This window comes from Stenotrophomonas sp. GL_111, assembly GCF_057835245.1.
This window is the reverse complement of record NZ_CM174421.1, coordinates 312,558-328,787: the sequence shown is the minus strand read 5'-3', so window position 1 is coordinate 328,787 and position 16,230 is coordinate 312,558. Positions and strand designations below refer to the sequence as shown.

14 protein-coding genes are annotated in these 16,230 nt (G+C 66.2%); 6 read left to right on the top strand and 8 right to left on the bottom strand.

The window, feature by feature from the left end; genetic code table 11:
- The first annotated feature begins 132 nt into the window (after positions 1 to 132).
- From AC3IPM_RS01435 to AC3IPM_RS01420, 4 genes are all read left to right on the top strand, one after another.
- Positions 133 to 822 (top strand): ABC transporter ATP-binding protein, encoded by a 690-nt coding sequence (locus AC3IPM_RS01435; RefSeq protein ID WP_256777044.1) that lies wholly within the window; start codon positions 133 to 135, stop codon positions 820 to 822.
- 14 nt (positions 823 to 836) lie between these two features.
- Positions 837 to 1,997, top strand: a complete 1,161-nt coding sequence (locus tag AC3IPM_RS01430) for an ABC transporter permease (RefSeq protein WP_489302149.1) — start codon at positions 837 to 839, stop codon at positions 1,995 to 1,997.
- 10 nt (positions 1,998 to 2,007) lie between these two features.
- A complete protein-coding gene (locus tag AC3IPM_RS01425) occupies positions 2,008 to 3,318 on the top strand; it encodes an ABC transporter permease (RefSeq protein ID WP_489302148.1) in 1,311 nt (436 codons plus the stop codon).
- A 407-nt stretch (positions 3,319 to 3,725) separates the two neighbouring features.
- The gene (locus tag AC3IPM_RS01420) at positions 3,726 to 6,548 is read left to right on the top strand and encodes a TonB-dependent receptor plug domain-containing protein (protein WP_489302147.1); all 2,823 of its coding nucleotides are present in this window, start codon (positions 3,726 to 3,728) and stop codon (positions 6,546 to 6,548) included.
- A 156-nt stretch (positions 6,549 to 6,704) separates the two neighbouring features.
- On the opposite strand, the gene rarD is transcribed toward AC3IPM_RS01420, so the two are convergent.
- Entirely contained in the window at positions 6,705 to 7,613 is a 909-nt protein-coding gene (rarD, locus tag AC3IPM_RS01415; protein WP_489302146.1) for an EamA family transporter RarD, read from the bottom strand.
- Entirely contained in the window at positions 7,610 to 8,509 is a 900-nt protein-coding gene (gene yedA / locus AC3IPM_RS01410) for a drug/metabolite exporter YedA (RefSeq protein ID WP_489302145.1), read from the bottom strand. The genes rarD and yedA overlap by 4 nt, the downstream gene beginning before the upstream one ends.
- 217 nt (positions 8,510 to 8,726) lie before the next feature.
- Here yedA and AC3IPM_RS01405 point away from each other — a divergent pair, with 217 nt between their 5' ends.
- On the top strand, positions 8,727 to 10,061 hold the full coding sequence (locus AC3IPM_RS01405) for an MFS transporter (RefSeq protein WP_489302144.1): 1,335 nt from the start codon (positions 8,727 to 8,729) through the stop codon (positions 10,059 to 10,061).
- Positions 10,062 to 10,100: 39 nt separating this feature from the next.
- Here AC3IPM_RS01405 and AC3IPM_RS01400 read toward each other — a convergent pair whose 3' ends face one another.
- The 4 genes from AC3IPM_RS01400 to AC3IPM_RS01385 all read right to left on the bottom strand — a co-directional run bounded on the left by AC3IPM_RS01400 (position 10,101) and on the right by AC3IPM_RS01385 (position 14,531).
- Positions 10,101 to 11,753: a M28 family metallopeptidase gene (locus AC3IPM_RS01400; protein ID WP_489303992.1), complete on the bottom strand. Its 1,653-nt coding sequence runs from the start codon at positions 11,751 to 11,753 to the stop codon at positions 10,101 to 10,103.
- 68 nt (positions 11,754 to 11,821) lie between these two features.
- A complete protein-coding gene (locus AC3IPM_RS01395; protein ID WP_489302143.1) occupies positions 11,822 to 12,757 on the bottom strand; it encodes an MBL fold metallo-hydrolase in 936 nt (311 codons plus the stop codon).
- Positions 12,758 to 12,787: 30 nt separating this feature from the next.
- Positions 12,788 to 13,126, bottom strand: coding sequence for a hypothetical protein (locus AC3IPM_RS01390; RefSeq protein WP_489302142.1), 339 nt, complete (start codon positions 13,124 to 13,126; stop codon positions 12,788 to 12,790).
- Between the two features lie 115 nt (positions 13,127 to 13,241).
- Positions 13,242 to 14,531: a tryptophan--tRNA ligase gene (locus tag AC3IPM_RS01385; RefSeq protein ID WP_489302141.1), complete on the bottom strand. Its 1,290-nt coding sequence runs from the start codon at positions 14,529 to 14,531 to the stop codon at positions 13,242 to 13,244.
- Positions 14,532 to 14,640: 109 nt separating this feature from the next.
- Here AC3IPM_RS01385 and AC3IPM_RS01380 point away from each other — a divergent pair, with 109 nt between their 5' ends.
- Positions 14,641 to 15,453, top strand: coding sequence for a hypothetical protein (locus AC3IPM_RS01380; protein ID WP_489302140.1), 813 nt, complete (start codon positions 14,641 to 14,643; stop codon positions 15,451 to 15,453).
- 87 nt (positions 15,454 to 15,540) lie between these two features.
- Here the strand turns inward: AC3IPM_RS01380 and AC3IPM_RS01375 are convergent, their stop codons facing one another.
- Both AC3IPM_RS01375 and AC3IPM_RS01370 read right to left on the bottom strand, forming a co-directional pair.
- Positions 15,541 to 15,762, bottom strand: coding sequence for a CsbD family protein (locus AC3IPM_RS01375; RefSeq protein WP_489302139.1), 222 nt, complete (start codon positions 15,760 to 15,762; stop codon positions 15,541 to 15,543).
- Positions 15,763 to 15,949: 187 nt separating this feature from the next.
- Positions 15,950 to 16,087, bottom strand: a complete 138-nt coding sequence (locus AC3IPM_RS01370) for an entericidin A/B family lipoprotein (protein ID WP_282294989.1) — start codon at positions 16,085 to 16,087, stop codon at positions 15,950 to 15,952.
- Positions 16,088 to 16,230 lie beyond the last annotated feature (143 nt).

The window sequence follows — 16,230 nt, the reverse complement described above, 5'->3', positions numbered from 1 at the left end:
CCCGTGCCCGTCAGGCGCGTCGGTCGGCCGCTGTCCGCCACCGCGCAACCCCAGCAGGCACGACGTTCCCATCGCTGCATGCCGGCACCGGTCGCCGCATGCCTTCCTGTTTTCGATCCCGGAGAACCACCCATGTCCACCCTGGTTTCGCTCCGCAACATCACCAAGACCTACCAGCGCGGCCCTGAGAAAGTACAGGTGCTGCACGGCATCGACCTGGACATCCAGCGCGGCGATTTCGTCGCCCTGATGGGTCCCTCCGGCTCGGGCAAGACCACCCTGCTGAATCTGATCGGCGGGCTCGATACGCCCAGCGGTGGCGAGATCGAGATCGAAGGCGAGCGCATCGACCGCATGAGCGGCGGCCAGCTGTCCACCTGGCGCAGCCACCACGTCGGCTTCGTGTTCCAGTTCTACAACCTGATGCCAATGCTGACCGCGCAGAAGAACGTGGAGCTGCCCTTGCTGCTGACCCACCTGGGCGCCGCGCAGCGCAAGCGCAATGCCGAGATCGCGCTGACCCTGGTCGGCCTGGCCGACCGCCGCAGCCACCGCCCCAACGAGTTGTCCGGCGGCCAGCAGCAGCGCGTGGCGATTGCCCGCGCGATCGTCTCCGATCCTACCTTCCTGATCTGCGATGAGCCCACGGGCGATCTCGACCGCCAGTCCGCCGAGGAGATCCTGGGCCTGCTGCAGCAGCTCAACCGCGAACACGGCAAGACCATCATCATGGTCACCCACGATCCCAAGGCCGCCGAGTACGCCACCCATACGGTGCACCTGGACAAGGGCGAACTGGCCACCGCGCCAGCGGCCCACTGACGGAGGATGCCGCGATGAAGTATTTCTCGCTGATCTGGGCGCAGCTGTTCCGCAGCAAGACGCGGACCCTGCTGACCCTGCTCTCGGTGGTGGCTGCCTTCCTGCTGTTCGGCATGCTCGACTCGGTGCGCGTGGCCTTCAATTCCGGCGGTGACACCATCGAAGGCGCCAAGCGGCTGGTGGTGTCGTCCAAGCTGTCGATCACCCAGAGCCTGCCGCTGCGCCTGCTGCGCGATATCGAAGCCACGCCCGGCGTGCGCAAGGTGAACTACGCGATGTGGTTCGGCGGTATCTACCAGGACCCGAAGAACTTCTTCCCCAGTTTCTCGGTGTCCGACAACTACATGGACCTGTACCCGGAGTTCGAGCTGCCGCCGGCCCAGGCCGAGGCGTTCAAGAACACCCGTACCGGTGCCATCGTCGGCGAAACCCTGGCCAAGCGTTTCGGCTGGAAGCTCGGCGATACCATCCCGATGCAGGCCACCATCTTCCCGCGCAAGGGCAGCAACGACTGGCCGCTGGAACTGGTCGGCATCTACCGGGCAAAGGACCGCAGCAATGCGGCCGCCGAAAACCAGTTGCTGCTGCACTGGAGTTATTTCGACGAATCCAACGACTACATCAAGAACCAGGTGAGCTTCTACACCGTGCAGCTGGACGATCCGGCCCACGCCTCGCGGGTCGCCCAGGCCATCGATGCGCTGTCGCTGAACTCCGACCGTGAAACCAAGTCGCAGACCGAGGCGGCGTTCTCGCAGGCCTTCGCCAAGCAGTTCGCCGATATCGGGCTGATCGTCACCGGGATCATGGCCGCGGTGTTCTTCACCCTGGTGCTGCTGACCGGCAACACCATGGCCCAGGCCGTGCGCGAGCGCATCCCGGAACTGGCCATCCTCAAGACGCTGGGCTTCAAGGACGGCACCGTGCTGGTGCTGGTGATGGTCGAGTCGGTGCTGCTGATCGTGCTGGGCGGGCTGATCGGCATGGGCCTGGCCGCGATCCTGATGCCGGTGATCAGCGCCAACAGCCAGGGCATGATCAGCCTGCCCGGCGTGCCCGCGCAGACCTGGGGCATGGCGCTGGGGTTGATGGCGGTGATCGGAGTCGTGGTGGGGCTGCTGCCCGCATTGCGCGCGCAGCGGTTGAAGATCGTCGATGCATTGGCCGGACGCTGAGGAGCCCATCATGAAAATTCAATGGTTGTGGAATGCATTGACGGTGCTGGCGTTGCTGGTCGCACTGGCGGTGTGGATCGTGCTGCCGTGGCCGGCTGTGCTGGCCATCGTCATCGCGCTGGCGGGCTGGCTGCTGTTCACCCGAAGCGGCCGGTTGTCGCTGGAAGCGGCCAGGATCGGCATCGCCAGCCTGCCGCAGCGCTGGGGTGCCTCGTCGGTGATCGTGGTGGGCATTGCCGGCGTGGTTGGCGTGCTGGTGGCGATGCTGGCGATGGGCGATGGCTTCAAGGCCACGCTCAACCGCAGCGGCAGCGACGATGTGGCCATCGTGCTGCGCGGTGGCTCGCAGGCGGAAACCAACTCGGTGATCATGCGCGACCAGTTGCCGCTGATCCAGAACCTGCCCGGCGTGGCCCGTGGCAAGGACGGCAAGCCGCTGGTCTCGGCCGAACTGTCGCAGGTGATCAGCCTGCTCTCGCGCAGCGACCACAGCGATACCAACGTGCAGTTCCGCGGCGTCGGCGACAAGGCCTGGGAGGTGCGTGACACGCTGCGCATCATCGAAGGCCGCAAGTTCAAGCCGGGGCTGCGTGAAATCGTGGTGGGCAAGGGCGCGCAGGCCCAGTTCGAAGGCCTGGAGGTGGGCAAGACCCTGCAGCTGGGCAAACAGGACTGGACCGTGGTGGGCGTGTTCGCCTCCAATGACGTGCACGAATCCGAGCTGTGGGCCGACACCCAGACCCTGTCCACCACCTACAACCGCAGCGCCTACCAGTCGGTCAACGTACGCACCGACGGCCCGGCGGGATTCAAGCAGTTCAAGGCGGCGATGGAAGCCGATCCGCGCCTGAAGCTGGACGTGGAAACCACCCGCGCCTACTACAGCAAGCAGTCCGGCGGGCTCAGCAAGCTGATCAGCGTGCTGGGCACGGTGATCGGCGGCATCATGGCGATCGGCGCGGTGTTCGGCGCGCTCAACACCATGTACGCCGCCGTGGCCACGCGCGCGCGGGAGATCGCCACCATGCGCGCGATCGGCTTCCGCGGCCTGCCGGTGGTCACCGCCGTGATGCTGGAGACGATGCTGCTGGCCCTGCTCGGCGGCGTACTCGGCGGCCTGGTCGCGTGGCTGGTGTTCAACAACTACACCGTGTCCACGCTGGGCAACAACTTCAGCCAGGTGGTATTCCAGTTCCAGGTCTCCCCGACCCTGTTGTGGACCGGCCTGAAGTGGGCGCTCGGTATCGGCCTGGTCGGTGGCCTGTTCCCGGCCCTGCGTGCGGCACGGCTGCCGATCACCACCGCGCTGCGCGAGACCTGAGCGCAGCACGCAGGGAATGAACGCGCGCACACAGGCGCGCACGCAATTAGCAATTCACGAACCGCATCCGCAAGGGTGCGGTTCTTTTTTTGCGTGTTGCATTCACTGCGCATTTAGCTGCGTCGCGCGGGGCTGAACCGTGCACGGCCACGCGCATTCGCGCGCCCTCAAGTCTGCATGCACGACGCCGTTATGTGTGCGCGATGTGCGCCGCGCGTGCATCCGGAAAAAGATAGTTCGCTGTGTGGCGATTTTGTCAGCGAGTGTTCATTTTCAGCGGTTTTTATGCTTTCAGATGAAAGTAAAAATTTCGAAAAGTCATTAGAATCCCGGCCCCCGCGTCGTGATAGCTGTCCCCACGCCGCCCGCAAGGGCGCTTGTTTTTCCTGAAAAGAGATATCGCACGGATGTATTTGAAGACCCACCCGCTGCGCAACGCGATTGCCATCGCGCTTGTCGCCAGCTGCAGTGCCCCTGCCTTCGCCCAGACCGCCAATGACGGCACCACCAATCTGGACCGCATTGAAATCACCGGTTCGCGCATCCGCCAGGCCAGCGTCGAAAGCGCCCAGCCGGTCGTCGCGCTGAACCGCGCCGAGATTGAAAAGAAGGGCTACGTCAACGTCGCCGACATCCTGCAGGACGTGACCGCCGCCGGTTCGCCGAGCATGAGCCGCGCCAACTCGCTGGAATCCGGCCGCGACTTCGGCGGCATGTACGTCAGCCTGCGCAACCTGGGCCCGGAACGCAGCCTGGTGCTGATCGACGGCCGCCGCATGGGCGTCAGCGCCGCCGGTTACTCCGACCTGGCCTCGATCCCGTCCTCGATCGTGGACCGCGTGGAAGTGCTGACCGATGGCGCCTCGGCGCTGTACGGCTCGGACGCCATCGCCGGCGTGGTCAACATCATCACCCGCAAGAACTTCGACGGCGCTGAAGTCAACGCCTACGTCGGCCAGTTCAGCGAAGGCGACGGCCAGAAGACCGCCTACAGCGCGACCTTCGGCAAGACCTTCGACCGCGGCTGGGTCACCGTTGGCGGCGAATACTCCGACGAAGATGCAATCCTGGGCAGCGCGCGTGAGTTCACCGCCTACCCGAACGGCCCGCGCCACCCGGGCCTGGGCCTGAGCGGCATCACCCCGTGGGGCTACGCCACCGTCGATGGCAAGAACGTGAGCGTCGGCCCGGGCGGTGATTCGACCCAGCTGGCCAACTTCAAGCCGACCAACCCGGCCAACGATGCCAACACCAAGACCAACATGAGCCTGCTCACGGGTCTGCAGCGCAAGTCGGTGTTCGCCAACGGCGGCTTCTCGATCAATGACAACCTGCGCCTGGTCGCCGATGCGCTGTACACCGAGCGCGAGTCGACCAAGCAGCTGGCCGGTTACCCGTACCAGAGCACCGGTTCGCGTGCGCTGCTGTCCAAGGACAGCGCCTTCAACCCGTTCGGCAAGGACGTGGCCTTCGCGCACCGTACCGAAGAGCTGCCGCGCGGCACCGAGAACAACCTGACCACCAAGCGCGCCAGCGTTGGCGTGGAAGGCAGCTTCGAAACCGGTTCGCGTTACTGGGACTGGAACGTCAGCTACATGTACAACCGCAATGAAGGCGAGCGCATCGGTACCGGCAGCATGTACCAGCCGAACGTCAACCAGGCGGTCGGTCCTTCGTTCCTGGATGGCAACAACGTGGCCCATTGCGGCACCGTCGGCAACGTGATCGCCGGTTGCACCCCGTGGAACCCGCTGGCGCCGATGGGCAACACCGGCCCGGGCTCGCTGAGCAACCAGGACGTGCAGGACTTCCTGTTCACCCGCTTCACCGACAAGATGCAGAGCACCACCAAGGTGGCCAGCGCGAACATCTCCGGCTCGCTGTTCAGCCTGTCGGCCGGTGACATCATGGGCGCGATGGGCTTTGAGCACCGCAGCGAAGAAGCCAGCTACAGCCCGGACATGATGGTGCAGAAGGGCCAGATCGCCGGCACCTCCGGCCAGCCGACCCGTGGCGACTACTCGCTCAACGAAGCCTACCTGGAACTGCAGATTCCGCTGCTGGCCGACATGGCCTACGCCCGCGAGCTGTCGGTGGACATGGCGGCACGTTACTCGGACTACAACAACTTCGGTTCGACCACCAACACCAAGTTCGGCCTGAAGTGGAAGCCGATCGACAGCCTGCTGGTGCGCGCTACCTACGGCACCGGCTTCCGCGCTCCGACCGTGGAAAACCTGTACGGCGGCACCGTCACCACGCGTGATTCCTACACCGATCCGTGCGACACCAGCTTCGGCGCCGCGGCCAACAACCCGCAGGTGCTGGCACGCTGCCTGGCCGGCGGCGTGCCGGCCAACTTCCGCCAGCTCGGCGCCGATGGCACCGCTGCCACCGTCCCGGGCCAGCAGGGTGGCACCGACTTCACCTCCGGCTCCAACGCCGAGCTGAGGCCGGAAACCGCCAAGACCTGGACCGTGGGCGTGGTCTACAGCCCCGAGTTCGTCTCCGGCCTGGATCTGAGCCTGGACTGGTGGAAAATCCGCATCAACGACGTGATCGTCGGTGAGTCGGCAACGGACATGCTCAACCAGTGCTACCTGCTGGGCGTGGACACGGCCTGCAGCCGCTTCACCCGTTCCAAGTCGGGCAAGACCATCGGCCAGGTCAACAACCTGGACCGTACCCTGCTCAATGCCGGTTACCAGGAAACTGCTGGCTACGACATCGCGGTGCGCTACCGTCTGCCGGAAATGGCGATCGGCAAGTTCGCGATCTCCTGGAACACCACCTACGTGGATTACCTGGAGCGCAAGAACGACAACGCCGACACCACCCCGGTACGCCAGTACACCGGCTGGGAAGGCAACTTCCGCGTGCGTTCGAACCTGAACCTGGATTGGCAGTACGGCAACCTGGGCATCGGCTGGACTGCGCGTTACTACTCGGGCATGCAGGAAAACTGCGCGATCGCCACCGAGTGCAGCAACCCGGGCTTCATCTCGCCGTACACCGGCAAGCAGGGCGTCAACAAGGTCGGTTCGAACACCTTCCACGACATCCAGATGCGTTACATCCTGCCTTGGAACGGCACCGTCTCGATGGGCCTGAACAACGTGTTCGACCACCAGGGTCCGATCATGTACAGCCAGCCCAACAGCAGCTTCACCTACTACGGTGGCTTCGATATCGGCCGTTACATGTACATGAAGTACCAGCAGCGTTTCTGATCCACGGCTTACTCTCTCCAAGCCGTTGAATGGAAGTAAGGCGGCGCCCTCGGGCGCCGCCTTTTTTTGTGGTTTTTCTGTTGGCTGCAGGAGACGTCCACTGCGGACTTTTCCCGGGTAAGGCTTCGCGGTGCAGGAAGACGGCAGTGCTCTCGTCTACACCGCCCGACGCGACCGCCACACACTGTCGCCGATGAACAACAGCAGCCCGGTCCAGATCGCGGCGAAACCGATGGCCTTGGCCGTGTCGAACGCTTCGCGGAAGAAGAACACGCCCAGCAGCAGGCCCAGGCTCGGCGCGATGTACTGCAGGATGCCCACCAGCGACAGCGGGATGCGCTTGACCCCGTAGGCGAAGCCGATCAGCGGCAACGCGGTGACCGCACCGCCGAGGATCAGCAGCACGTCGTTCTTCCAGCCCCAGCCACCGAAGAACCCCCCGCCGTGGCCGTTCTCGCTCCACAGCGCAAAGCCGATCGCCGGCAGAAACAGGTACAGGCTCTCCACGCCCAGCCCGGCCACCGGGTCCACCGAAATCAGCTTGCGCAGCAGCCCGTACAAGCCGAACGAGCAGGCCAGCCCCAGCGCGATCCACGGCGGCCTGCCCGCGTCGACGGTCAGCCAGGCCACGCCCAGCGCGGCACAGCCCACCGCCAGCCACTGCAGGCCACGCAGGCGCTCCTTGAGCACCACCACGCCCAGCAGCACGCTGACCAGCGGATTGATGAAGTAACCCAGGCTGGTCTCGATCACGTGCCCGGCGTTGATCGCCCAGATGTACAGCCCCCAGTTGAAGGCGATCGCCAGGCTGCTCAGCGCCAGCGTCGGCAGCGCGCGCTTCTGCGCGGCGATGGGCTTCCACCAGCCGGTGCCCACGCTGAGCAGCAGGAAGGCCACCACCAGCACCGTGCTCCAGATGATGCGGTGGGCGATGATCTGCTGCGACGGCACCGCCTTGAGCAGGTGCCAGTACACCGGCACCAGCCCCCACAGGGTGAAGGTGAAGGCGGTGATCGCCAGGCCGCGGCGCTGCTCCTGCGCGCTGTGTTCGGGCAGCGTGCTCATTTCGCCCGCGTCCGGGCCAGGGTCAGCACCACCACCCCGGCCAGGATCACCGCCATCGCCAGCAGGTCGTGCGTGCCGAAGCGCTCATGGCCGATCACCGCGCCGAGGATCACCGCGATCACCGGGTTCACGTAGGCGTAGCTGGCCGCCAGCGCCGGGCGCACGTTGTGCAGCAGCCACACGTAGGCGGTGAACGCCACGATCGAGCCGAACATGCACAGGTAGGCCACCGCCAGCAGGCCATTCATGCTGGGCCACTGGGTGGGGCGCTCGCCCGTGGCAAGTCCGAGTGCCACCAGCATCACGCCACCGCACAGCATCTGCCCGGCGGCGGTCATGAAGGGGTTGGGCAGGTCCAGGCCACGCGCCCAGACCGAGCCGAACGCCCAGCCGATCGGCGCGATCAGCAACAGGATCAGCCCCTGCGGCGAGGCGGTCAGGCTGCTGCCGGCATTGAGCCAGACCACACCCAGGAAGCCGATCGCGATGCCCAGCCATTCCCCGCGGCTGGCATGCTGGCCACGCAGCGCACCGAACAGCGCCATCCACAACGGCACCGAGGCCACCGCCGTGGCCGCCAGGCCCGAGGACACCGTCTGTTCGGCCAGCACCACCATGCCGTTGCCCAGCACCAGCATGGTCAGGCCCATCAGGGCCAGGTTGCGCCACTGGCGCGGGGTGGGTGCGGCCATCCCGCGCCAACGCAGCACCGCATACATCACGCTGCCGGCGATGATGAAGCGCGCCCCGGACACCATGGTCAGCGGCAGCGCGCCGCCCTCCAGCGCCAGCCGGATTCCCAGGTAGGTGGACCCCCAGACCACGTACACCAGCAACAAGGCCAGTACGACCAGGCCGCTCCGGGGAGCAGCCGCTGAGGGTTCAGGTGAAGACATCGCACACCACCATCCGGGGGAACCGCGATTCTAGGCCACCGCGGCGCCGGGAGCATGGCGGAAAACGGCAAGCTGTATCCGCTCACGCATCCTGTCGCATGAAATGGTTACCCTCAGGCCCATGCGCTGTGCTGCCAGGAAGGCAGCCAGTGCCAGGGGGCCGTGTCCGCGGTGCCCTGCCCACCTGCACCGTTTCCCGTGAGGACACCCTTCCTGCATGAGCACTTCGCCCCCCTCCGCCGTCAAACTTTCCGAGAAGGCCGCGCTGCGGCGCTCGATCTCCAACACCCTCAAAGGCTCGGCCGGCAACCTGGTCGAGTGGTATGACGTCTACGTCTACTCGGTGTTCGCAGTGTATTTCGAGTCGCAGTTCTTTTCGGCCGCCGACAAGAACTCCACCATGTACGTCTGGGCGATCTTCGCCGCCACCTTCCTGATGCGCCCGATCGGGGCGTGGTACTTCGGCCGCTTCGCCGACCGCTACGGGCGTCGCCTGGCACTGACGGTGTCGGTGACGGTGATGGCCGGCTGTTCGTTCCTGATCGCCATCACCCCCAACGCCTCGCAGATCGGCATCTGGGCGGCGATCATCCTGCTGTTCGCGCGGCTGCTGCAGGGCTTCGCCACCGGCGGAGAGTACGGCACCAGCGCCACCTACATGTCCGAGGCCGCGATTCCCGGCCGCCGTGGTTTCCTGTCCTCGTTCCACTACGTCACCCTGGTCGGTGGCCATGTGCTGGCGCAGCTGACCCTGCTGGGCATGCTCACCTTCTGGGACAAGCCGCAGATTTCCGAGTGGGGCTGGCGCATCGCCTTCGGCATCGGCGGCATCGCGGCGATCGTCGTGTTCTGGCTGCGCCGTTCGATGGACGAGTCGCTGCAGTCCGAATCCATCGAAGCCGCCAAGGAAGGCCGCGCCAAGGCCTCCGGTTCGATGTACGAACTGTTCGTGCACCAGTGGCGGCCGCTGCTGTTGTGCTTCCTGATCACCGCCGGCGGCACCGTGGCCTTCTACACCTACTCGGTGAACGGGCCGAAGATGATCCAGAGCGCGTTCGCTGGCGACGACGTGATGACCGGCACCCTGATCAACCTGGGCGTACTGACCTTCCTGATGGTGCTGCAGCCGATCGGCGGCTGGCTGTCGGATATCGTCGGGCGCAAGAGCCTGCTGGTGTTCTTCGGTGTCGGCGGCGTGCTCTACACCTGGTACCTGATCACCCAGCTGCCCAACCAGCACGATCCGCTGATGGCCTTCGTGGTGCTGGCCATCGGCTTCGTCATCCTCACCGGCTACACCTCGATCAACGCCGTGGTGAAGGCCGAACTGTTCCCCACCCATGTACGCGCTCTGGGCGTGGGCTTCGGCTATGCGATGGCCAACTCGCTGTTCGGCGGCACCGCGCCGCTGCTGTACCAGGGCGCGCTGAAGACCGGCCATGTCAACCAGTTCGCCATCTACGTCACGGCGGTGATCGCGGTGTCGCTGGTGGTGTACATCTTCTTCCTGAAGAACAAGGGCCCGAACTGGCTGGACGGTACGCGCCAGTAGCTAGGCCGTGCAGCCACCGGGCAACCGGTGGCTGCACCCTCAACGGCGCGCGGATTCGCTCTGCTCGCGCACCTTGCGGAATTCCGAACCCTCTTCCCACTGCGGCCAGCGCCGGCTGTTGGCCAGCTCCAGGCCCAGGTCGTAGACCAACAGGGTGTCGGCGGCATGGCCGCTGGCATCCCACTGCGGGGTCCAGGCATCGCAGGCCTGGTGGTAGCAGGCCGCGAAATAGGCTTCGCGCAGCGCACGGCCCTTCTCCAGCCCACCCTCACGCATGTCCAGCCCCGGGCCGATGGTGATCGCCGGCACGCCCAGACGGGCGAAGGCGAAATGGTCGGCGCGGTAGAAGAAACCCGCTTCCAGATTCGGGTCCGGCGAGTAGCTGCGGCCACGCGCTTTGGCCACGCGCTCCAGGTCGCCTTCCAGCGACACCCGACCCTTGCCCCACGACGCGATATCACGCGTTGGGCCATCCGGGCTGAACATCTCGATGTTGATCACCGCGGCAGTTTTGTCCAGCGGCGCCAGCGGGTGCGCGGCGTAGTAACTGGCGCCGAGCAGGCCCTTCTCCTCGGCGGTCAACGCCACGAAGTACAGCGTGCGCTGCGGCTGCGGGCCAGCGGCGAACACCCGGCCCAGCTCAAGCACCGTGGCCACGCCGGTGGCGTTGTCGATCGCGCCCCGGCGGATGCGGTCCCCCTTGGCATCGGGCTGGCCGATCCCGAAGGCATCCCAGTGCGCGGAGAAGATCACCGCCTCATCGGCGTGGGTGCTGCCGGGCAGCTTGGCCACCACGTTGCGGGTGATCACCTGCTCACGCTTGAGCTTGAAATTGACCGACAGCGTGGCATCACCCAATGCCACCGGCTTGAATGCCGCGGTCATCGCCTTGCGCTTCTCGGTGTCGAAATCCAGCCCGGCATCGCGGAACAGCTGCTCGGCCATGCGGCGCTGCATCCAGCCGCGCACCGGCACGTGCTGGGCCAGCGCCTGCTCCGGGCTGCGCTCGATATCGAACAGCGGCGAGGTACCCGAGCTCTTCACCGTGGCCCAGCCGTAGGCGGCCGGCGCGGTCTCATGCACGATCAGCACGCCCTGCGCACCGCGGCGGGCCGCTTCCTCGAACTTGTAGGTCCAGCGGCCGTAGTAGGTCACCGCCTTGCCGTCGAACGCGCCGGGCTGGTCGGCTTCGAAGTCGGCATCGTTGATCAGCACCACCGCGATCTTGCCGCGCAGGTCCACATCCTTGTAGTCGTTCCACTGCCGCTCCGGCGCATCGATGCCGTAGCCGACGAACACCAGCGGTGCATTCTGGATATCCACCACCGCCTGCGGTCGCAGGCTCTGCAGGGTCACATCCTCGCCATTGGCCAGCGCGCGCGTGCTGCCCTTCTGGCGCAGCTGCGCACGTATCGCACCGTCGACCTGCGCGCGCACCATCGGCACCGGCTGCACCCAGCTGCCCGCCTCACCGCCTGGCTGCAGGCCGTACTTGCGGAACTCCTCGATCAGGTACTGCACGGTGCGCTCTTCGCCCGGCGTGGCCGGCGCGCGGCCTTCGAAGGCATCCGAGGCCAGGATGCGCACATGCCGCGACAGTGCGTCCGGGTCGATGCCGCCGCCCGGCAGGTCGTTGGCGGCGTGGGCCAGCCCACCCACGAACAGACAGGACGACAGCAGCAGCATGCGCATCGGATTCACGGCAGACACCAGAAAAAACGGAAGCCGGCAGTGTAGCGTGACACCCGTGTGACCGCGCGCTAGCGGCGGTCGCGATCCAGCCAGCAGGCCAGGCCCTGCGCATTGAGTTCGATGTCCATCGCCAGCACCCGGGTCACTGCCGCATCGTCCAGCGGACAGCCGTGCGCCTGCGCGCGTTCCAGATACAGCGCGGTCAGCGCCGCCACCAGGCAGCGGTGCCGGTCCGGACGCCCATCGCACTGCTGGCCGATGCCGACCATCGCATCGATCTGCTCGATCAGCGCGGCGCCCAGCGTCTGCGGATCCTGCACTCGCCCGTAGTGGGTGAGATACATCGCCTCCGGTTCCTGGGCAAGCATCCGCGCGATGGACTGCTTGAGCGGTTCCGGATCGAACTGCACCGGCGAGGAGGTCGGCACGATGAATGCACCGCGCGCACTGTCCAGCTCGCGGTAGGACAGCCCGAAGGTGTCGCCGGTGAACCAGCTGCGGCTGCGTGCATCCCACACGCACAGGTGATGGCGGGCATGCCCGGGGGTATCCACGCACAGCAGTTCACGCCCGGCCAGATCAACGCGGTGGCCATCCTCGGCAATCACGACCCGCTCGGCCGCCACCGCCAGGATCGGGCCGTAGCTGCGTGCGATCTCGGCCTCGCCATATACCTCGGTGGCCCCGGCGATCAGCCGGGTCGGGTCGACCATATGCGGCGCGCCCCGCGGGTGCACCACAAGGCGCGCATTGGGCAGCTGCTGCATCAGCAGGCCGGCGCCGCCGGCATGGTCCAGGTGCACATGGGTGAGGATCAGCCAGTCCACCGCCTCCGGCGTGCAGCCGGCGCGTGCCAGTGCCGCAAGCATGGCCGGCACGGCCAGCCCGGTGCCGCAGTCGATGAAGGCCGCACGGCCGTGCTCCACGACCAGGTAGGCCGCGTCGAAAGCATCGCGCTGCATGAACGCGGTATCGATGGTGTGGATGCTGGGGTCGACGAACATCGGTTCATCCCTGGCGGATTGCGTCCCAGTTTAGGACGATCCGTGCATCGGCTTCGATGCGGCTTTGGTCGCACGTCGTGCCAACCACGTGCTGCGCAGCAGGATCGCGGCGACCAGCACCGCCAGGAACGCACCGTAGGCATACAGCACCGCCAGAACCTGCCGCCAGATCGGCCCGGCATCGCTCTGGACCACGCCGATATGGTGGCCCCACAGCATCGCGGCGATGCTGAGCACGAAGGCCAGCAGCAGCGCGACACCGTCGAATCCGCGCCGTGCCGCATCGCGCGGCTGGCGTGGAAACAGCCAGTACAGCGCGCCGAGCAGCACGAACCACGGCAGGAACAACAACAACGACAACCAGGCCATCGCAGTCTCCCCTTCAGGATGACCGCATCATGCCACGTGCTCGATCCGGTAGTGCCGGCCGCTGGCCGGCGCCACGTACCGCCACGGTTGGCTGGTTGCCGGCCAGCGACCCGGATTACCCGCGCAGTTCCTGCAGCGCGGCCAGCACCACGTCCACCTCGGCCTCGATCTTCAGCAGCGGGCTCTGCAGCTGGTCGCCATGTTCGGCCTGCTTGAGCACACCGATCAGCTGGCCGGCATCGCGCGGCGAGTCGAACGCCTCGCTCTGGATCAGCAGCCCGCCATCGCCGGCCAGCAGCTTGAAGTAGAAGCGGCCGTCCTTCTCGCGGTACTGCTTGAACAGCGGCGGTGCCGCGCGTGCTTCAGTGGAGGCATCACCGGCGATAGCACCCGCGCTGGACAGGTCACGCAGACCCACCGCGTGGCGCAGTTCCTTGAGCAGCGGCACCGCGAACTGCTCGCGCAGCTGCTGGCCGCGACGGCGCAGCAGCGCCTCGATCTTCTCCGGCTCGGCCATCAGCGCCTCGTAACGCTCGCGCAGCGGGGTCAGCTCGGCATCGATACGCTCAAACAGCTGCTGCTTGGCCTCGCCCCAGCCGATGCCATCTGCAAAGGCCTGGGCAAACGCAGCGGTCTGTTCGGCGGTGGCGAAAGCCTGGTACATCTGGAACAGCGGCGAGCCGTCGGTGTCCTTGGCCTCACCCGGTGCACGCGAGTCGGTGAGGATGGAGAACACCAGCTTCTTCAGCTCCGCGCGCGGGGCGAACAGCGGAATGGTGTTGTGGTAACTCTTGCTCATCTTGCGCCCGTCCAGGCCGGCCAACGTGGCCACCTGTTCGTCGATCACCACTTCGGGCAACGGGAAATAGTCCTTGCCGTACACGTGGTTGAAACGCTGGGCGAAGTCGCGCGCCATCTCGATGTGCTGGATCTGGTCGCGGCCCACCGGCACCCGGTTGGCCTTGAAGATCAGGATGTCGGCGGCCATCAGCACCGGGTACATGAACAGGCCGGCGCTGATCCCGGCATCCTCGTCGAGCTGCTCCTCACGGTTCTTGTCCACCGCCGCCTTGTAGGCGTGCGCGCGGTTGAGGATGCCCTTGCTGGCGATCGCCGTCAGGAACCACATCAGCTCGGTGGTTTCGGGGATATCGCTCTGCCGGTAGAACCACACCGTGTCCGGGTCCAGCCCGCACGCCAGCCAGCTGGCGGCGATCTCCAGGGTCGAGCGCTGGGTCCGCTCCGGCTCCTGCGCCTTGATCAGGCTGTGCAGGTCGGCCAGGAAGAAGAAGCTCTCGATGTCCGACGCCCGGCTGGCCGCAATGGCCGGACGGATGGCGCCAACATAGTTGCCCAGGTGGGGCGTGCCGGAGGGGGTGATGCCGGTAAGAACGCGGGTGGTCATGTGGGGGATCGTTGACTGACAGGTGAACCGCTCCAGTTTACCTGCCCCGGCGCAACCCCGTTGCACGGGCTGGCCCGTTCAACCCCGTACCTGTCCGCGGAGCCCCACCATGAAACGTCTGCTGCTGCCCCTGATCGCCATCCTGGCCTTGTGCGGCTTCCGCCCCGGCCCTGCCCCCACATTCACGTCCGGCCCGGTGCAGCTGAGCATCGTCGACCGCGAGCAGGGCCAGGCCCTGCCCACCTGGCGCGATGACGAACAGCAGCGCTGGGTCGCCGGCGAGAAGGGCCACCGTTACAGCGTGCGCATGCGCAACACCAGCGGCGCGCGGGTGCTGGTGGTGCTCTCGGTGGATGGCCTGAACGCGATCACCGGCGAAGTGGCCGCGCCTGGCCAGACCGGCTACGTGCTCGACCCCTGGCAGAGTGCCGACATCAGCGGCTGGCGCAAGTCGCAGGACGAGGTGGCGCAGTTCGTGTTCACCTCGCCGGGGCGCAGCTACGCCAGCCGTACCGGGCGCCCGGACAACATCGGCGTGATCGGCATCGCCGTGTTCCGCGAAGCCACCCCGTACCGGCGTGATCTGTCTCCGGCAATCGCCCGTCGTGCCGAACCGGCGTCGCGCGGCGAGGCCGCCAACGAGTCGGTGGCCGACATGGCCCGTTCCAGCGCCAAGCAGGCACCTGCCCCGACCCAGCGCCTGGGCACCGGCCACGGCGACCGCGAGACCTCACAGGTACGCGACACCGCCTTCGAACGCGCCAGCAGCGCGCCCACACAGCAGCTCGAGCTGCGCTACGACAGCGAGCGCAATCTGCGCGCGCGCGGCATCCTGCCCAGCGGCCCGCGCCAACAACCCGGCCGGCCGCAGGCATTCCCTTCGGGCTACGTGCCCGACCCGCCGCAGCAGGGCTGGCGCTGAGCGCGGTGCGGGCATGACAAAACGGGCCGCAGCTGCGGCCCGTTTCGTGTGTCATACCCCCGGTACCCGATGAAGATCCGTGGAGGATCAGTGGTAGTCGGGGTAGTCCTTGCGCATGGCCTTTTCGAAGTCGCGCACTTCGGTTTCCGCACGATCGCGCGCCCAGCCATAGCGTTCCTGCAGGCGACCAGCCAGGTACTCCGCATTGCCTTCGGCCACCTTGAAATCGTCGTCGGTCAGATCGCCCCACTTCGCCTGCGCCTTACCCTTGAGCTGCGTCCACTTGCCGGAAATGATGTCTTTGTTCATGGGTTCAATTCCTTGATTGCAACGGCATCTTCGCCGCACGAACAGGATGACGCGGTGGACGTTCGGCGCCGGTCAAGCGCGGATGAAACGCGTGCTCACCTGCTTGAATGGTTCACTGCTGCGCGGTTGCAGAAATGAAAAAGGCCGGGAAATCCCGGCCTTTTCCGTTGACGCCCGATCGCGCGGATCAGTTGCCCTTGGCAGCGTCTTCGACCTTCTCGCCCGCCTTCTGCACATCCTTGCCGGCACCGGCAACGGTGTTGCAGCCGGACAGCATGGCCACCGAGAACATCGACAACAGCATCAGTGCAATAACACGCTTCATAGGGGTTCTCCTGTTTGATCTACGTCGACACCGGAATCCGGTCCCACCTGTCAGATGAACCCGCCAACGTGCCAGGCACGTGGCGGTCCTTCTTCCCGATCGCGGTGACGTCGTTACCGTTTCCGGCACGGCCGCCGCGTGAA